This is a genomic window from Sporomusa aerivorans, assembly GCF_041428895.1.
Taxonomy (GTDB): domain Bacteria; phylum Bacillota; class Negativicutes; order Sporomusales; family Sporomusaceae; genus Sporomusa; species Sporomusa aerivorans.
In genome coordinates this window covers 3,107,623-3,123,472 of sequence record NZ_CP156926.1, presented here as the reverse complement: position 1 = coordinate 3,123,472, position 15,850 = coordinate 3,107,623, and the positions used below count along the sequence as shown (strand labels likewise).

General features: G+C 48.6%; 15 protein-coding genes. 3 read left to right on the top strand and 12 right to left on the bottom strand.

Features of this window, described 5'->3' with window-relative positions; genetic code table 11:
• Window positions 1–19 precede the first annotated feature (19 nt).
• Complete coding sequence (locus SATMO3_RS14720) at window positions 20–706, top strand: FHA domain-containing protein (protein ID WP_371381516.1); 687 nt, start codon at window positions 20–22, stop codon at window positions 704–706.
• A gap of 10 nt (window positions 707–716) precedes the next feature.
• Here SATMO3_RS14720 and SATMO3_RS14715 read toward each other — a convergent pair whose 3' ends face one another.
• The 7 genes from SATMO3_RS14715 to SATMO3_RS14685 all read right to left on the bottom strand — a co-directional run bounded on the left by SATMO3_RS14715 (window position 717) and on the right by SATMO3_RS14685 (window position 7,624).
• Window positions 717–914 carry a YwbE family protein gene (locus SATMO3_RS14715; RefSeq protein WP_371381515.1) on the bottom strand — a complete coding sequence of 66 codons (198 nt, stop codon included), beginning with the start codon at window positions 912–914 and terminating at the stop codon, window positions 717–719.
• Between the two features lie 30 nt (window positions 915–944).
• Window positions 945–1,217 carry a GIY-YIG nuclease family protein gene (locus SATMO3_RS14710; protein ID WP_371381513.1) on the bottom strand — a complete coding sequence of 91 codons (273 nt, stop codon included), beginning with the start codon at window positions 1,215–1,217 and terminating at the stop codon, window positions 945–947.
• A gap of 9 nt (window positions 1,218–1,226) precedes the next feature.
• The gene (locus SATMO3_RS14705; RefSeq protein ID WP_371381512.1) at window positions 1,227–1,784 is read right to left on the bottom strand and encodes a GDYXXLXY domain-containing protein; all 558 of its coding nucleotides are present in this window, start codon (window positions 1,782–1,784) and stop codon (window positions 1,227–1,229) included.
• Entirely contained in the window at window positions 1,774–3,069 is a 1,296-nt protein-coding gene (locus SATMO3_RS14700) for a DUF2157 domain-containing protein (RefSeq protein ID WP_371381511.1), read from the bottom strand. The genes SATMO3_RS14705 and SATMO3_RS14700 overlap by 11 nt, the downstream gene beginning before the upstream one ends.
• A 92-nt stretch (window positions 3,070–3,161) precedes the next feature.
• The gene (recQ, locus tag SATMO3_RS14695) at window positions 3,162–5,327 is read right to left on the bottom strand and encodes a DNA helicase RecQ (protein WP_371381509.1); all 2,166 of its coding nucleotides are present in this window, start codon (window positions 5,325–5,327) and stop codon (window positions 3,162–3,164) included.
• Between the two features lie 26 nt (window positions 5,328–5,353).
• Window positions 5,354–5,689 (bottom strand): arsenate reductase family protein, encoded by a 336-nt coding sequence (locus tag SATMO3_RS14690; RefSeq protein WP_371381508.1) that lies wholly within the window; start codon window positions 5,687–5,689, stop codon window positions 5,354–5,356.
• Window positions 5,690–5,713: 24 nt separating this feature from the next.
• Window positions 5,714–7,624 carry an ABC-F family ATP-binding cassette domain-containing protein gene (locus SATMO3_RS14685; protein ID WP_371381506.1) on the bottom strand — a complete coding sequence of 637 codons (1,911 nt, stop codon included), beginning with the start codon at window positions 7,622–7,624 and terminating at the stop codon, window positions 5,714–5,716.
• A 354-nt stretch (window positions 7,625–7,978) separates the two neighbouring features.
• Here SATMO3_RS14685 and SATMO3_RS14680 point away from each other — a divergent pair, with 354 nt between their 5' ends.
• Complete coding sequence (locus SATMO3_RS14680) at window positions 7,979–9,304, top strand: DEAD/DEAH box helicase (RefSeq protein WP_371381505.1); 1,326 nt, start codon at window positions 7,979–7,981, stop codon at window positions 9,302–9,304.
• Here SATMO3_RS14680 and SATMO3_RS14675 read toward each other — a convergent pair whose 3' ends face one another.
• From SATMO3_RS14675 to SATMO3_RS14660, 4 genes are all read right to left on the bottom strand, one after another.
• Window positions 9,305–11,311 (bottom strand): DNA topoisomerase III, encoded by a 2,007-nt coding sequence (locus tag SATMO3_RS14675; RefSeq protein ID WP_371381503.1) that lies wholly within the window; start codon window positions 11,309–11,311, stop codon window positions 9,305–9,307. It lies immediately after the preceding gene.
• Window positions 11,308–11,598 (bottom strand): rhodanese-like domain-containing protein, encoded by a 291-nt coding sequence (locus tag SATMO3_RS14670; RefSeq protein ID WP_371381502.1) that lies wholly within the window; start codon window positions 11,596–11,598, stop codon window positions 11,308–11,310. The genes SATMO3_RS14675 and SATMO3_RS14670 overlap by 4 nt, the downstream gene beginning before the upstream one ends.
• A 254-nt stretch (window positions 11,599–11,852) precedes the next feature.
• Window positions 11,853–13,028 carry a DEAD/DEAH box helicase gene (locus SATMO3_RS14665; RefSeq protein ID WP_371381500.1) on the bottom strand — a complete coding sequence of 392 codons (1,176 nt, stop codon included), beginning with the start codon at window positions 13,026–13,028 and terminating at the stop codon, window positions 11,853–11,855.
• A 25-nt stretch (window positions 13,029–13,053) separates the two neighbouring features.
• Window positions 13,054–13,845, bottom strand: a complete 792-nt coding sequence (locus tag SATMO3_RS14660; RefSeq protein WP_371381499.1) for an inositol monophosphatase family protein — start codon at window positions 13,843–13,845, stop codon at window positions 13,054–13,056.
• Window positions 13,846–13,968: 123 nt separating this feature from the next.
• Between SATMO3_RS14660 and SATMO3_RS14655 the strand changes: the two genes are divergently transcribed.
• Window positions 13,969–14,283: a hypothetical protein gene (locus tag SATMO3_RS14655; protein WP_371381497.1), complete on the top strand. Its 315-nt coding sequence runs from the start codon at window positions 13,969–13,971 to the stop codon at window positions 14,281–14,283.
• 189 nt (window positions 14,284–14,472) lie between these two features.
• On the opposite strand, the gene SATMO3_RS14650 is transcribed toward SATMO3_RS14655, so the two are convergent.
• A complete protein-coding gene (locus SATMO3_RS14650) occupies window positions 14,473–15,831 on the bottom strand; it encodes a PFL family protein (protein ID WP_371381496.1) in 1,359 nt (452 codons plus the stop codon).
• Window positions 15,832–15,850: the final 19 nt, after the last annotated feature.

The following is a 15,850-nucleotide window of genomic DNA, read 5'->3' as shown; positions in this document are numbered from 1 at the left end:
TATTTGGAAAGGAGCTGTAATGGTTACTCAGTTTATCATAGAGAAAGGACTTCCTTATGAAGAGGGCGCCAGAATCGAAGTTTCCAAACGGCAGATAGTCCTTGGCCGTGTCAGCCATACCGAGAAACCTGACATTATCTTTGAAAGCAAGTTCATTTCGCGCAAACACTGTTTACTCAGCGTTAATGAAACCAGTATTACCTTAACAGACTTAAACAGCAAACATGGCACGCTCATCAATAAACAGCAAGCCGTTGCGGGTCAGCCAATTGAACTTAATGCCAATGACAGGATAATTCTGGCCCAGGGCGCCGCCGTACTGCGGCTGGCAATACGGCAGGAGCTTAATGATGAAACACTGGATCTAAGTCATACAGCCTTCGATTTCCCCCAGCTTTCTCCCTGTCAGAAAAAAATTAAACTAGACATTGCCAGAAGGCAATGTCTAGTTAATAATACAAAGATTCCTCTCTCCCCAAAGGAATGGCAATTGTTACTACTGCTATACGCCAATTCCAACCAGACCGTATACCATGACAAAATACGCTGCAACGTATGGCCGGAACGTAATATTTCTGGCGGTGAAATACCTACTGTTGGTCTTGACGAGATCAATCTGTTAATCTATCGCCTACGTCATAAACTAGGTGTATATGGTAGCCTCATTAAGAATATTCGCGGTGTGGGTTGCGTTCTGGAATTATAAAGCCGCCTCCTTACGAGCCGATAATTTCCTGCACCCGTCCAACCGTCCCATCTGTAAGCCGGACTTTAATGCCACGATGATGTACCGGGCTGCTTGTCAAAATATCTTTTACTGTCCCTTCGGTCAATTGCCCTGTCCTTTGGTGGGGCTTTTGCACGATTTTCACTTTAATGCCGGGCGTAATATTTTTTCTCTGTGTTCCGTCCATTAGTTTACTCCTTACACTTTTTCTTTAGCACTATCGAGCCGATCCGGTTAAGACTTCTTCTTGGAAAGCGGCGATCAACGCCTCCTTGGCCTTCCGGCTGAGCTGCTTTATCGCATATTCCCGCTTTCTGGCCTGGCTCTCGCTGGGACAAAGTTCATAGTATATCAGGGTAACCGGTAAGCGGCTGCGCGTGTAGCGAGCGCCGGTACCTTTGTTATGTGCGGCTACCCTGGTTATAAGATTTGTTGTCCAGCCTGTATAAAAGGTGCCGTCGGCACACTCAACAATATAGGTATAAAACATGCCTGGCTCCTATGACTCCGGCGGAACCTGCCGTAAAAATTCACGCAGGGGTCTCTCGCCAATATATAATTGTTCCACCACACCATAGCCGTCTTTAATCCGGATGGCGGCAACACCGTTTTTGCCGCCATGTTCTCTGTAGGCTGACTCAGCGGCAGGCGCCAGTTCTTCAGGTAAATAGTAACGTGAAAATGGCAATACAACATGCGCCTTATTCTGACTGTCGGTATAAGCTTTGACTTTTATATAAGTTCCCGTTTCAGGTTTTTGGGCGCTTACTTCTTTGATGTAGGCCTTGCCTTCCGCATTCTCGGCTACAATCGCGTAGACTGTCTGTCCAACTGGCAGACCGGCCGAATCGCTGACCGGACCGCTGGTTTCTTTAAATCTAAGTTCAACATAGCGTCCTTTGAACGCATCGTAGGGATCAATTGGCGCTGTTTGCCACAGGAATCTCTGACCGGTACGCAGGATGTTTTCCCAATGCCATGCCATGTATATAGGAACAGTTGCCTGGATAATGGCGACACTGATAAATAAACCAAGCAAAATTTTTCTACTTTTCATTTTCCCACCCCGCCTTGCGCCGTACCAGCACCACATTGGCCGCTATAAATCCAATCCCTACCAGAACAAAGGCCACACCGCGGACAACAAAGCTTAACTCCACATCAAAGAAGCGGGCAACTATCAGCGCCGCCAACAGCAGCATGCCTGTATTCACAATCCCGAGCCGGTGCTTATGAATCCCGGCAATAATAATGCTGATACTCAGCCAAAGAACATAGGCATTCATAATGGCAGTTGCCCCCAGGCCGCTATTGTCAAAAACCTGAACCACATATGCCACAGCAGCGGCACAGGGAATTAAGGTATAGTGCAAAACTTTCAGGTTCCTTCTTACGGACAATACATTACCGCCAATAACCAGCGCCAGCAGCGCAGCTAATAGCACAAATGCCGCAATTGGCAGTGAGTTCCTGCTAAATATCAAATGCCGCCATATATCCTGGAAGGTTAGAATAAAAAGCAATCCTGTACTGCCTGCCAGACCCACTATTTTGAACGGCATGCGCCAGTTTTGCTCAGCCTGGTTAAACCACAAAACTCCTGCAAGATAATGAATAGTAAATAGCGCACAGTATATGACAAGACCCAGATGATCCAAATAGTTGGTAAAGGCCGCCCCAAAAGAAAAATAAAAGCAGATGCTTACAGTCCAGGATACTATAACAGTACTGTTGGCGTAACGGCGCTCACGCAGCATACGCCAATAATAAGGTAAAAGCATACCGAGCAAAAGCCAAATGTACTGTTTGCTTATATCATAAGAGCCGCCAACAGCCCAGGCTGTTACGCCCATAGTATACAGTACGGCCACGCTGGCCGAATTCATCAGGTATACAAGCGGCAGTGACACCAGCATCCAGGTGAGCAGAAAAGAATCCGTATCCTCCACCAGATGGTATGTTTGCCCGACTAAAGCCATAGAAGCGCCAATCATTAGCATGAGTATAGTCGCGGCTGATTCAAGCCAGACCAAACTATCCCGTTTGAACCACAGCACACCTCCGGCCAGCGCTTGAGCCGCAACCAATAAACCAACCGCAATGATCAAACGGCTTAATTTAGACAATTGCTCCCAATTATGCGCCAGAATCAGAACAATACCCAGACCAATCAGGAGAGCGCCAATAAGGCCAAATACCAGTAAAAAAGTTTTTGTTCCGGTATTATCTTCCACGGGTCCGTAATGTTGTTTTAGCCGTTCAGCACTTTCAGCCGGAATAATTCCCTTGTCTACAAGTCCAGGTAACTCGCGATACAACCATTCCACTGCTTTCTTATTCATATATGCTTCTCCTGGTCAATCGGTATTGATTGTCCTCATGATTCTTTTACTATTGTTTGATAATATAATTTTCCGAATGGTCCAGCCCACAACTATTGACCGCCGCCATAAGGAAAATGTTTGCACAGTACAGCCTTAATAGCCGCATAACTAACAGCTTCAGGCAGAACATCCTTCAGCGGCTTCAACTGTTGACCGCCGATTTCTTTTATTTTGGCAATGATCAATTGTTCATATTGACCGGGTATAAGCCTGTCCCAGTCAACTGCGTGCCCTTCCCCGGCGCAGCGAACCAGATGATTTTGTACGGTATTTACGGTTAAATCCCGGACTTTGGCAATATCCTCAAGCCCGCTGCCTTGCCGAAACATCGCCAGCGTAATGATATGGCTGGGCTCGCTTTCGGGCTGGCTCTTTTGTTTGCTGGCGGTTTTTTTAGTACTTTCCACAGTGGCTGCGGGCGCAACAGTACTTGTTGCGGCAATATTATTTTCTGCCAGATAGCCGGTTATAACCGCCAGGAATTCACCGCCGTACTTCTTAAGTTTAAGCTCGCCAATCCCCTTGATCTGTCTCAGGTCAGCCATGTCTGCCGGACGCTGCTGACTCATTTCCCTTAAGGTTGTATCAGCAAATACTACAAACGGCGGCACTCCTTCCCGTTCGGAAATCCGTTTACGGCACTGGCGCAGCAGTTCAAACAGCGAGTCATCGACTACAGGCTGACGTTCGGTAAATACCTTTTGCCAAACCTGAGCCTGATTTTTCAATACAGGCAATGCCTGCGGTTCGAGTTTTACTACTGGATATTCGCTTTCGGTCAACCGCAGATAACCGGTAGCGACAAGCCGCTGCACAAGTGTTTTTATATCCGCTAGTGTCCGTCCAGCCATCAGACCGTAAGTCGGCAACTGATCAAAGCCAAACTGCTGGATTTTTTTATTTTTTGAGCCTTTCAGCACATCGGCAATCGTTGAGATGCCAAAGCGTTCCTTCAGCCGGTAAATGCAAGAAAAAACCTTCTGCGCGTCTACCGTAATGTCTACCTGCTCACCATCTGCCATACAGTTGCCGCAATGCCCGCAACCCGGACCGGCGGTGAATTCGCCGAAATAGTTTAAAATATACTGCCTGAGACAATCCGGCGTATGACAATAATCTACCATTTCCTGCAGTTTTTTCAGTTCATGCTGCTTACGTTCCGGATGCTCAACCGACTTATCTATCAGGAACCGCTGCAGTAACGGGTCCTGCGGTCCGTACAAAAGAATGCATTCGCCAGGTTCACCGTCCCGCCCGCTGCGTCCGGCTTCCTGGTAGTATGATTCCATATTTTTTGGCATATTGTAATGAACAACATACCGCACATTGGATTTATCAATGCCCATCCCAAAAGCATTGGTTGCTACCATCACCCTGATATCGTCATAGAGAAACTGTTCCTGCTGCTGCATGCGCTCCTCATCACCCAGTCCGGCGTGATACCGCCCGGCCGCATAGCCTTTCTTTCGGAGCAGTTCATACAAATTATCGACCTCTTTACGGGTAGCGGCATAGATAATGCCTGATTGCCTCGCATTGGCTTTAATATATTGCAAAATAAACTGTTGTTTGTTTTCGCCGCGTAAAACGGCAAAAGACAGATTGGGGCGGTCAAAGCCGGTGATATGTACCTGCGGCCAGCGTAATGCCAACAGGTTCTCAATATCCCGCTTAACCTCCGGCGTGGCCGTGGCTGTAAACGCGCCAATAACCGGCCTGTTGGGCAAACCGTCAATAAACGAGCTGACATTGCGGTAGCTTGGCCTGAAATCGTGGCCCCATTGCGAAACACAGTGAGCCTCATCAACAGCCAGCATACTGATATCCAGTTCCCCGATTACAGCTTGAAACCAGTCAGCAGTCAGGCGTTCCGGCGCTACGTACACCAGTTTATAACGGCCGGCGCGCAGGTTGTGGAGCCGCCTGCCGGCTTCGGCTCCGGTCAGCGAACTGTTAATAAAGGTCGCCGGTATTCCCTGTTCGGTTAACGCATCCACCTGATCTTTCATGAGTGAGATAAGCGGCGAAACCACCACAGTAACACCAGGCAGCAGCATCGCCGGAACCTGGAAGCACAGCGACTTACCGGCTCCGGTCGGCATAATGGCTAAAGTATCTTTGCCGCCAAGCAGGCTGGTAATAACCTTAGCCTGTCCTGGCCGGAATTCATCATAGCCATAGTATTTTTTTAGCACTTTACGCGCTGTTTCAAGCATGTATTTTTATTCTCCTGTTTTTAAAATTAACTCCAGCTGCCCCATATTTCAGGGCAATACCCTACTGTCGCCTTAGGTCCGTTACGCACAATCGGCGTCTTAAAGAGTAAAGGGTGCTCCAGCAATTCTGCTTCCACATTATGCACCAGAAATTTAAGATTACGTTTAGCGTATTCCTTGCCTGCCTTATCAATCAGATTCTCCAGTCCGCCGACGGCGGCCCTGACTTTATCTAGTTCGCCCTTGCTTAAGCCCCGCACGGCAAGATCAATAAACTGAAACGGTATCTTGCGTTCTTTGAAATACCGCTCGGCCTTACGGGTATCCTGACATTTCTTTGTGCCAAATATCTGTATGTTCATAGCCTGTCAAACTAGCCCCTTTAATCAGTTACTCAACTCTTCCACCAGTTCATTAAGATATGTCCAGCGATTCAGCAGTTCATCAAGCCGGCCGGTAAGTTCCTGCTGCCTTACCGTAAGCTCCTGCAGCAATTCAAAATTACTGCCTGCCGTGTTAATAGCGGCAGCAATCTGAGCCAGTTCCTGTTCCACCCCGGCAATAACGTCCTCAATCTGTTCAAACTCCCGTTGCTCCTTAAAGGACAATTTGCGCGGACGCTCTTTGGGCCTCTCCTGCGCCGGCGGCTTTTTCTCCGCTGTGTTCCTGGTTTTAGCGGCCATCACTGTTTCTGCCGCCTGCACACCGATTCGATGCTGATAATCCGTGTAATTACCGGGATATTGCTTGACGCTCCCCTGTCCCTCGAAAGCAAAGATCTTATCAACAAGCCTGTCCAGGAAATACCGGTCATGGGATACTACAATAACAGCCCCCGGAAAGTCTTCCAGATAATCTTCGAGAATACTCAGGGTCTGAATATCAAGATCATTCGTTGGCTCGTCCAAAAGCAGCACATTGGGCGCGCTCATGAGCACCCGTAATAAAAACAGGCGGCGTTTTTCCCCGCCGGATAATTTCACAATGGGTGTCCACTGAAGATGAGGGGGAAACAGGAAACGTTCCAGCAGTTGAGCCGCACTGATAGTACCGCCATCTGCTGTTGGTAAAAAATGAGCTTCTTCCTTAATATATTCAATGACTCTGAGTTCCTGATTCATCTCGCTGCTTTCCTGTGAGAAGTAGCCGATCTTGACTGTCTGGCCAACTTCTAGCCGCCCCTGATCCGGCGTCAGCCGGCCGGCAATCATATTCAGCAAAGTGGATTTGCCGCTGCCATTGGGCCCAATAATGCCAAGGCGGTCATTTCTAAGAATAATATAACTGAAATCGTTAATTAGGATTTTGCCTTCATAGGCCTTGCGGAGATGCTCCATCTCGATTATTTTACGCCCTAAGCGGGTTGCTCCGGCCGCAATCTCAATTTGTCCCTGACCGAGCTCCGGCGTTTGAGCACTTAACTCTTCAAATCTTTCAATTCTGGCCTTTTGCTTGGTGCTGCGCGCCTGTGCTCCCCGCCTTATCCAGGCCAGTTCGTTGCGCAGGATATTCTGCCGCTTACGCTCGCTGGACTCGGCCTGCTCCTCGCGTTCGGCTTTTAGTTCCAGAAAGCTGCTGTAGTTGCCGGTATATGTATATAACTTACCTTTATCCAGTTCAATAATCCGGTTGGTAACCCGGTCAAGAAAATACCGGTCATGGGTAATCATTAAGAGGGCGCCCTTGCGTCTGGCAAGATACTCTTCCAGCCAGGCTACGGTATCATTATCAATATGATTCGTAGGCTCATCCAGAATTAAGAGGTCTGCAGGATTAATGAGAGCGCTGGCCAGGGCCACCCGTTTGCGCTGCCCGCCAGATAAGGTGCTGACAATGGCGGTAAAGTCGGTAATCCCTAATCTAGTAAGAATTATTTTAGCGTCACTCTCAAGCTGCCAGGCATTCTGCGCATCCATTTGCTGACTCAGGCGAATGATCCTTTGCTGACAGTCTGCGTCTGCCGTTTTTTTCTCTGCATCAGCTAAAGCCTGCTCATAATCTCTTATCACTTTCATCAGCGGAGAATGGCCTTTAAATACCTGCTCCAGCACAGTTGCTTGGTCATCGAATTCAGGGTTTTGCGGCAAATACTCAACGATAACGCTGCCGCCTGCCGTTATTTTACCGGTGTCGGCAGCCTCCACACCCGCAATCACTTTTAAAAATGTGGATTTTCCTGTGCCGTTTACACCAATCAAGCCAATTTTATCGCCTTCGTCAATGCCAAAGGTAACATTGCTGAATAGTACCCGCTCACCATAACTTTTCGCTAAATTCTCTATCGATAATAAATTCATAGTCCATTCCTTTTTGTCAATTTCCTTCATTCTAACACAAATACATAATTTTATGAAGAAATACTCTTTACTTTTTTGGAAATAAGTAGTATATTATATTTTTGCTCACGCATAGCTATGATAGGGAAATTCAATAAAGAACAGCACGGCTTCCTCCCGATTCTTCGGGCGAGAGCGGAAGCTAACATCACACTCTTACATCTTAGTTGGGATATGATCTACCCGGCTTGCGCAAACTGAATTAACGGCATAATATAAAGATAACACAGCTTGCCGGATCTTTGGCGAAAGCTTAAATTTGCTGTTGCCCTTATACTAAAAGAAATTCATTACAGGAAAAGAAAGGGGTTCTTTATGTCGACAAACTTTTCAGCCTTAGGCATCCGCCCTGAGCTGACGCAATTTTTAAAGGAAACGGGTATTACCCGGCCCACACCGGTACAAATTCAGGCAATCCCGGCGCTTATGGCAGGCAAAGACATAATTGCGCAGGCGCAAACAGGTACGGGCAAGACCCTTGCCTTTTTATTGCCCATTTTGGAGAAACTAAAACCAGCCGCTTCCCATGTCCAGGCTCTAATTATCACCCCAACCCGGGAACTTGCCCTGCAGATCACGGCCGAGGCCACTAAACTGGCCAATATCATCGGCATTAACGTATTATCTGTGCATGGCGGCAAAGACCTGGACGACCAAATCCGCAAATTAAAAGGCCAGCCGCAGATTGTTGTCGGCACGCCGGGCCGTTTGCTGGACCATGTCCGCCGCAAAACGCTGGTGCTTAACGGAGTTTCCAAACTGGTGCTGGACGAGGCCGACCAAATGCTGCATATGGGCTTTTTAGAAGAGGTTACAGAACTGATTGAATTGACCTCGGCCAAACGGCAGGTCATGCTGTTCTCAGCCACCATGCCGCCCAAGATTAAGGGACTGGCCGCCCGGTATATGAACAAACCGGCTGATATCCGTATCCAGACGGAAAATATAACGCTGGACGAAATCAAACAAATTATGGTTGAGCTGCCGGAAGAGAGTAAGCTGGACAAGCTCTGCAGCATGATTGACGAATACCAGCCGTACCTGGCCATTGTCTTTTGTCATACAAAAGAGCGGGCAAAAACCGTCAATACCGCGCTTATCCAACGCGGGTACAAAGCAGATGAATTGCATGGCGATTTGTCGCAGGCCAAACGCAGCCAGGTTATGCGGCGGTTTAGTGAAGCCAAGCTGCAAATCCTTGTAGCTACGGACATTGCCGCCAGGGGCCTTGATATTGAAGGCGTAACCCATGTTTTCAGTTACGACATTCCCCATGATCCGGAAAGCTATATCCATCGCATCGGCCGCACCGGCCGGGCCGGTCAAACCGGAACGGCCGTTACTTTTATTATTCCGGGTGAGCATATGTACCTGCGGATGATTGAACAGGGCATCAAATCTTCGATTGAGAAATATAAAGCCAATGGCCAAAAAGTAATTAAGAATGCCAAAAAAGCTGATACGGCTGCTGGAAAAAAAGTAACTGAGCGGCCGGTAACCGATAAAAAGACGGACGATAAGAAAATGATCAGCCATGGCGGCAATAACCTGCGAAGCCGGCGCAAACCTAAAACTGCCGGAACATCTTCAGGCAGCAAAGCACTTAACGGCCGGCGTAAAACAACCAGGGGCAAGGCGTAATCAGCCTTGCCCTTCCGTTTGTCTTACCGGTATATCCGGCTTATCATTTTTATCATCGTAAGAAGCCCGGCAGGAGGGGTAGCGCGAACAGCCCCAGAACTTACCGTGCTTGCCGTTTCTTAGCTGCAGTACGCCTTTGCGGCACCGCGGGCAGTGATGCTCGCCTTTTAGCGGAATATTGGCGCCCTTGGCTTTGTAACACAGGCTGGCGGCAAAACGCGCCTGCTGCCCCAGAAAGGTGTCCAGGTTGGCACTGCCATCCGCCATTTGCTGCAGGATGTCTTCCCACAGAGCGGTAAAATCCGGATAGGTAATCTCTTCAGGCAGCATATCCACTAAGAGGTAGGCCGGTTCAGTCGGTTTAAGATATTTTTTCTTGGTTTCTTCCCGTAAAAAGCCGCGTTCAATCAGTTCTTTAATGATCGTGGCCCTGGTAGCCTCGGTGCCAATACCGGCCACATCTTTAAGCTGTTTTTTCAAGTCAGGATTTTTGACATATTTGTGGATTTCTTTCATAGCCGCCAATAACGTAGCGGCCGTAAACCGGCCTGGCGCTTTTGTCGACTTTTTATCGGCCGACGCCCTGATAAATTCTGCGCTGTCCCCTTTGGTCATAGCCGGCAATGTAGTACTGTCGTCCTCTTTCTTTTCCTCGGCGTCAGCCCCGTACACTTCTTTCCAGCCCAGTTCCTTAATAATGCGGCCATTGGCGGTAAACCGTTCACCGGCGTGTTCCAGCTCCGCCTTGGTCTGGTCATACACGTGCACCGGATAAAACTGGGCAATGTAGGCCTGCGCAATCAGAAAATAGATGTTTCGCTCGGTTTCACTCAAAGCGGCGTAATTGCAGCGTTCCACTGTGGGAATAATGGCATGGTGAGCTGTAATTTTTTTATCATTCCAGGCCCGGCTGCGGGTCAGGCTGTCGGCTTTACCGGACCAGCCGGCTAGTTCACCATGGGCCAGACCGCTTAAATTGCCGAGTATTCTGGCTGCGTCCTCATGCTGGGATTCAGGCAGAAATTCGCAGTCAGACCGCGGATATGTAGTCAATTTTCTTTCATAAAGTTTCTGTGCTGTATCCAGTACCACTTGCGGGTCATAGCCAAATTTTTTACCCGCCATAACCTGCAGGGTTGAGAGCGCCGGCGGCAAGCGCTGCGGTTCCTTTTTCTCGCTTGTCTCACATAAGGTAACTGCCGCCGGCTGAGCGGCGCCTTCCAGCATTTCCAGCAAAGCCTTGGCAATGGCCTTATCTGCCAGGCGGCCTTCCGGATCAAGTCCCGGCTGATCTTCACGGGGTTTCCAGTAAGCAGTGAACACAGTATCTGAATGCTGAAAATCGGCTTTAACAGTAAAATAATCGGCCGGCTTGAAGTTTTCTATCTCCCGTTCCCGTCGTACTACCAGCGCCAGGGTGGGCGTTTTCACCCTGCCGACCGGCAGGGTGGTTCTGTGACCGGCTCGCTGGGCCGCCAGCGTAAAGGCGCGGGATAAATTCATGCCAATTAACCAATCGGCCCGTGATCTGGCTAACGCAGATTGCTTTAGATTAAAAAAATCCTGATTGTCGCGCAGATTGACAATAGCTTTCTTGATACTTTGCTCATCAAGCGCATTCAGGAGTATTCTTCGTACCGGCTTTTGGTTATCCACATAGTCAAGCACCTCGTCAATTAAGAGCTGTCCTTCGCGATCCGGGTCACCGGCATGAACAATTTCGGTTGCCTGATCAATCAGGTTTTTCACAATTTCAAACTGCTTTTTACAGGAGTCGGCCACTAACAGCTTCCATTCCCGCGGAATAATCGGCAGATCTTCCGCCCGCCACCTTTCATACTTGGGGTCATACTCGTCAGGTTCGGCCTGCCGCAGTATATGACCATAACCCCAGGTAATTACGCCGCCGCCGGTATTTATATAGCCGTCTTTACGACTTGCCGGTCCTGGCAGGCATTTGGCAATTTCGGCAGCCATACTTGGTTTTTCTGCAATAAATAACCTCACTTGACCACCGGCCCCCGCCAAGCCAGCATACCGCCGTCAATATTATCTACATTTTCAAAACCTTTGCTTCTTAACAGGCCGGTTGTCCTGCCGCTGCGGTTGCCGCTGCTGCAGATCAGCAGTACTTTTTCACTTTCCGGCAATTCACTCAAATAACTCTCCAGTTCGCCGACAGGAATAAAGGGCGCGTCCGGAATATGACCTTCCTGGTACTCTTCTTTTGTGCGTATATCAATAATCATAGCTTCCTTGTTCTGCCATAAAGTAAGGGCTTCATCAACAGTCATACTAACTCCTCCTTGGTGGTCCGGGCACCGCTCTTAAATCTCGCATACGGCCAATAGCATTATAACAACTACAGTCAGTAGCATTTTATTTATTCCAGTTCAATACCTCTGCCCATATTTTTATATTCTACCATAATTCCTTGTACAACTGCCAGCCATATACTTGAAGAGGAATATTAATACAGATGTGGAATAACCTAAGTACAGTATTAAACGGTACCGGCAGATCCAGTACCGTTTAATACTGGGGAAAATTACTTACGGATAACCGGTCCCGGTTTAGGTCCTGCTTTTTTATCAAAAATCTTGCCGCGGACAATTTGTTTAGGCAGCATTGTTATCTGCAGAACCTTCTCATATTTAGGAATTAGCGGAGTTTCCCGCGGTGAAACAAAGGAAATTACCACACCGCTGTTACCGGCCCGTCCGGTTCGGCCGGCGCGGTGCAAATATATTTGGGGGTCTTCAGGCAAATCTAAATTAAAGACAAAGCCAATTCCCGGTATATCAAGCCCCCTGGCAGCCAGATCAGAAGCAACCAGCAGCCGCAGCCGGCCTTTTCTAAAGCCCTCCAGAGCTGTTTTTCTATCCTCTTTATTAAAACTGCCATGAATTCCGGCGGCGGTCAGGCCATGATAATTAAGCTTGTCAACAGTAAGTTCGACGTCATCGCTTTTATTGATAAATACCAGCGCCTGAGCAATCTTGGCGCTGTGCACCACTTTGCGCAATACTTCAAATTTATCCCGCTGATCGGCGGCAAAGTACAAATGCTCAATATCAGGGGCGGCCTCCGCTGTAGCGCTCACCGTTACCAGTTGCGGCGCATTCATAAGCGCTTGCGCCCTTTCCAAAGCCATAGGTGATATTGTTGCGGAGAAAGCCAGCAGCTGCCGGTCCTTCTGGGTAGTCTTGAGAACGGCTTTGATACTGTCGATATTTTTGTCATCAAGCAATCTGTCAGCTTCGTCAAGAATAATGGTTTTAACCGTCTGGGAGTTTATCTTCTTTTTCTGGATAAGTTCCAGAATCCGTCCGCTTGATCCGGTAATGATATGCGGTTTTGCTTTCAGCTTTTCTATTTGCCGGGCTATGTTAACATCCCCGATAATAGGCGCACCCGTCACCGGCAGGCCCGAACTCTGTGCTAATAATTCAATCTGCCGCTGTATCTGAATGGCCAGTTCATGCGTTGGCGCGAGAATACAGGCCTGGATTTCGCGTTTGTCAATATCAAGCTTCTGGAAAAGCGGCAGTAAATAAGCCAGTGTCTTACCCGTCCCGGTAGGTGATTGACCGATAATATCCTTACCTGCCAGTACTGCCGGTATTACCTCGGTCTGGATAGCAGTCGGCGATGCAATCTCAGCTTTGGCCAGTCCGTCTATTAGGGGTTTGATTAGTCCAGTTTGCGTAAAATTATTAGTCATATCGATTACATTTAGCCTCCAGCGTTTACATTAATTCGCTTTTTAGTTCATGCTCAATCCGGGAAACAATACCGTTGTTCCCTGCTATAATTGAGATTTTCCGGTCACTGCGGTAGGGAATTACTCTGCCGCCGGCTTCCTCCACCAATAGAATCCCGGCAGCCACATCCCACGGTGACAGGTTAAGCTCCCAGTAACCGTCAAACCGGCCGCAGGCAACACCGGCCAGGTCGTAAGCGGCTGAACCAAACCGTCTAATGGCCCGTGTTTTCAGCAATAATTTATTGAAAGAGTCAACATTATTGACCTGATGGCTGGCGACGTCATAAGGGAAACCCGTTGCCAATACACTGTCAATAAGCTGATTTTTGGCAGAGACCTGAATTGGCTTATCATTCAGATAGGCCCCCTGCCCTTTTATCGCATAATAGAATTCATTCAGTACCGGCGCATAGACAACGCCGAGGACAGTCTCGCCGCGATAACTCAGAGCAATCGATATGGAAAAGACGGGCAGCCCCTGTGCATAATTGGTTGTACCATCGAGCGGATCTATCGTCCACAGGTAATCGGAATCAGACGCCGCCTGTCCGGACTCTTCCGCCAATATACCGTGCTCGGGATAATATTGCTTTATAAATGCAATAATCTTTTGCTCGGATTGCTTATCCACTTCGGTGACAAGATCAATTGCTGTTGATTTAACGTCAATCGCCAAGTTGACTCGCCCCAAATTTTCTTTCTGCAGTTCACCGACGTGAAGGACAAGCTCTTTGAGTTGGTTAACAGCAGCTGACAAATCTATCAATTGTTCCATTGTAAATCACCCCGTTACATTATGCCCTGTTTTATTTTTTATCATGGCTTTATTCCACAGCAATGGCTTGATTACCTCTAAAACTGGTAACAACAGCTAAAAATAAACTTAGGAGATGATCCAATGAGTGAATCTGTTTTAGATTATTATGCAGCCCTGGGTTTTGAGGAAACTGAAATTGACGACAATCTGATTGTACTGGGTATTGAACTTTCGCCGGAGGGCATATATGCCTTGCTCACTGATGACGAAGGCATTATGCCGGTAAATTTGCACAAGCCTGTCATGTTTGCCTGCTATACGCCTGACGGTTCTTACCAGTGGAGCGCCAGTTTTAAAAATTCGGCTCAATTTAAAGAATTATGGACCTCGGTCCAAGCAACCGAAGACAGACTTGCCGCCATAACCAGGCATCGCGAAGCCAACCAGACATTTTAAATCTATTGGCGGGTACCTAATACGGGTTTGAACCGGATAAGGATAGATTTTTCCCTGAGCAGGTGCATGAAAAAGGCGAGATTGCTTCACTACCGCTCGCAATGACCAGCGAAGATAGCCCTAATCTGAGGCATATCCCCTTTGGCATTGCGAGCGTAGCGTGGCAATCTCGCCTTTGTGATTCCTTTTTTAGTTGGTCAGGCTGCGGATTGGCGCCGGAATCCGCCCGCCCCTGGCAATAAAGTCATCTGAGCGGAATTTGCTGACGGCAATGATCGGGCTATAGCCCAATAACCCGCCAAATTCAACGCTGTCGCCAACGGCTTTACCCGGTACCGGGATAATGCGGACAGCCGTTGTTTTGTTGTTAATCATGCCGATAGCCGCTTCATCGGCAATAATGGCCGAGATGGTAGCCGCCGAAGTATCTCCCGGTACGGCAATCATATCAAGACCAACCGAACATACGCAAGTCATGGCTTCCAGCTTTTCCAGCGTCAGGCTGCCGCGTTCAACGGCAGCAATCATGCCGGCATCCTCGCTGACGGGAATAAATGCGCCGCTAAGACCGCCAACATGGGAAGAAGCCATTAGGCCGCCTTTCTTAACGGCATCATTCAGGAGAGCCAGCGCAGCCGTTGTGCCGGGAGCGCCGCAGCTTTCCAGCCCCATCTCCTCAAGAATGTGGGCTACACTGTCACCCACGGCCGGTGTCGGCGCCAAGGATAAATCAATAATGCCAAAGGGGTATCCCAGCCTGCGCGAAGCTTCCTGGGCAACAAGCTGCCCCACGCGGGTAATTTTAAAGGCTGTACGTTTTACAGTCTCAGCCACAGTACTGAAATCCCGTCCCCGGACGTCTTCCAGAGCCCGTTTGACAACACCGGGACCACTAACCCCCACGTGAATGGTGGTTTCAGGTTCGCCCACACCGTGGAAAGCACCAGCCATAAAGGGGTTGTCTTCGGGAACATTGGCAAAAACCACCAGCTTGGCACAGCCTAATGCATCCCGGTCTTTGGTACGTTCAGCAGTAAGTTTGATTATCTCGCCCATTTCCCGGACGCAATCCATATTAATACCGGCTTTGGTCGAACCCAGGTTGACTGAGGAACACACCCGTTCGGTGATGGCCAAAGCTTCCGGAATAGAACGAATCAGAACACGGTCTCCGTTGGTGTAGCCTTTCTCCACCAAGGCCGAGAAACCGCCGATAAAGTTTACGCCAACCTCTTTGGCCGCCGCGTCCAGCGCCTGCGCTACTTCGACATAGCTGTTGGCACGGCAGCTCTCAGCAGCAATCGCAATGGGAGTCACCGAAATGCGTTTATTGATGATGGGAATACCGTACTCGGCCTCAATATCCTCCCCGGTCTTAACCAATTTCTCAGCTGTACGGGTTACTTTATCATAAATATTTTTGCAAAGAACTTTAATGTCCGGATTACCGCAGTCGCGTAAGCTGATTCCCATCGTAATTGTCCGGATATCCAGTTTGTTTTCTTCAATCATGCGGTTTGTTTCATTGACATCCTGCATTGTGAACATATGTATTACCTCCATGCTT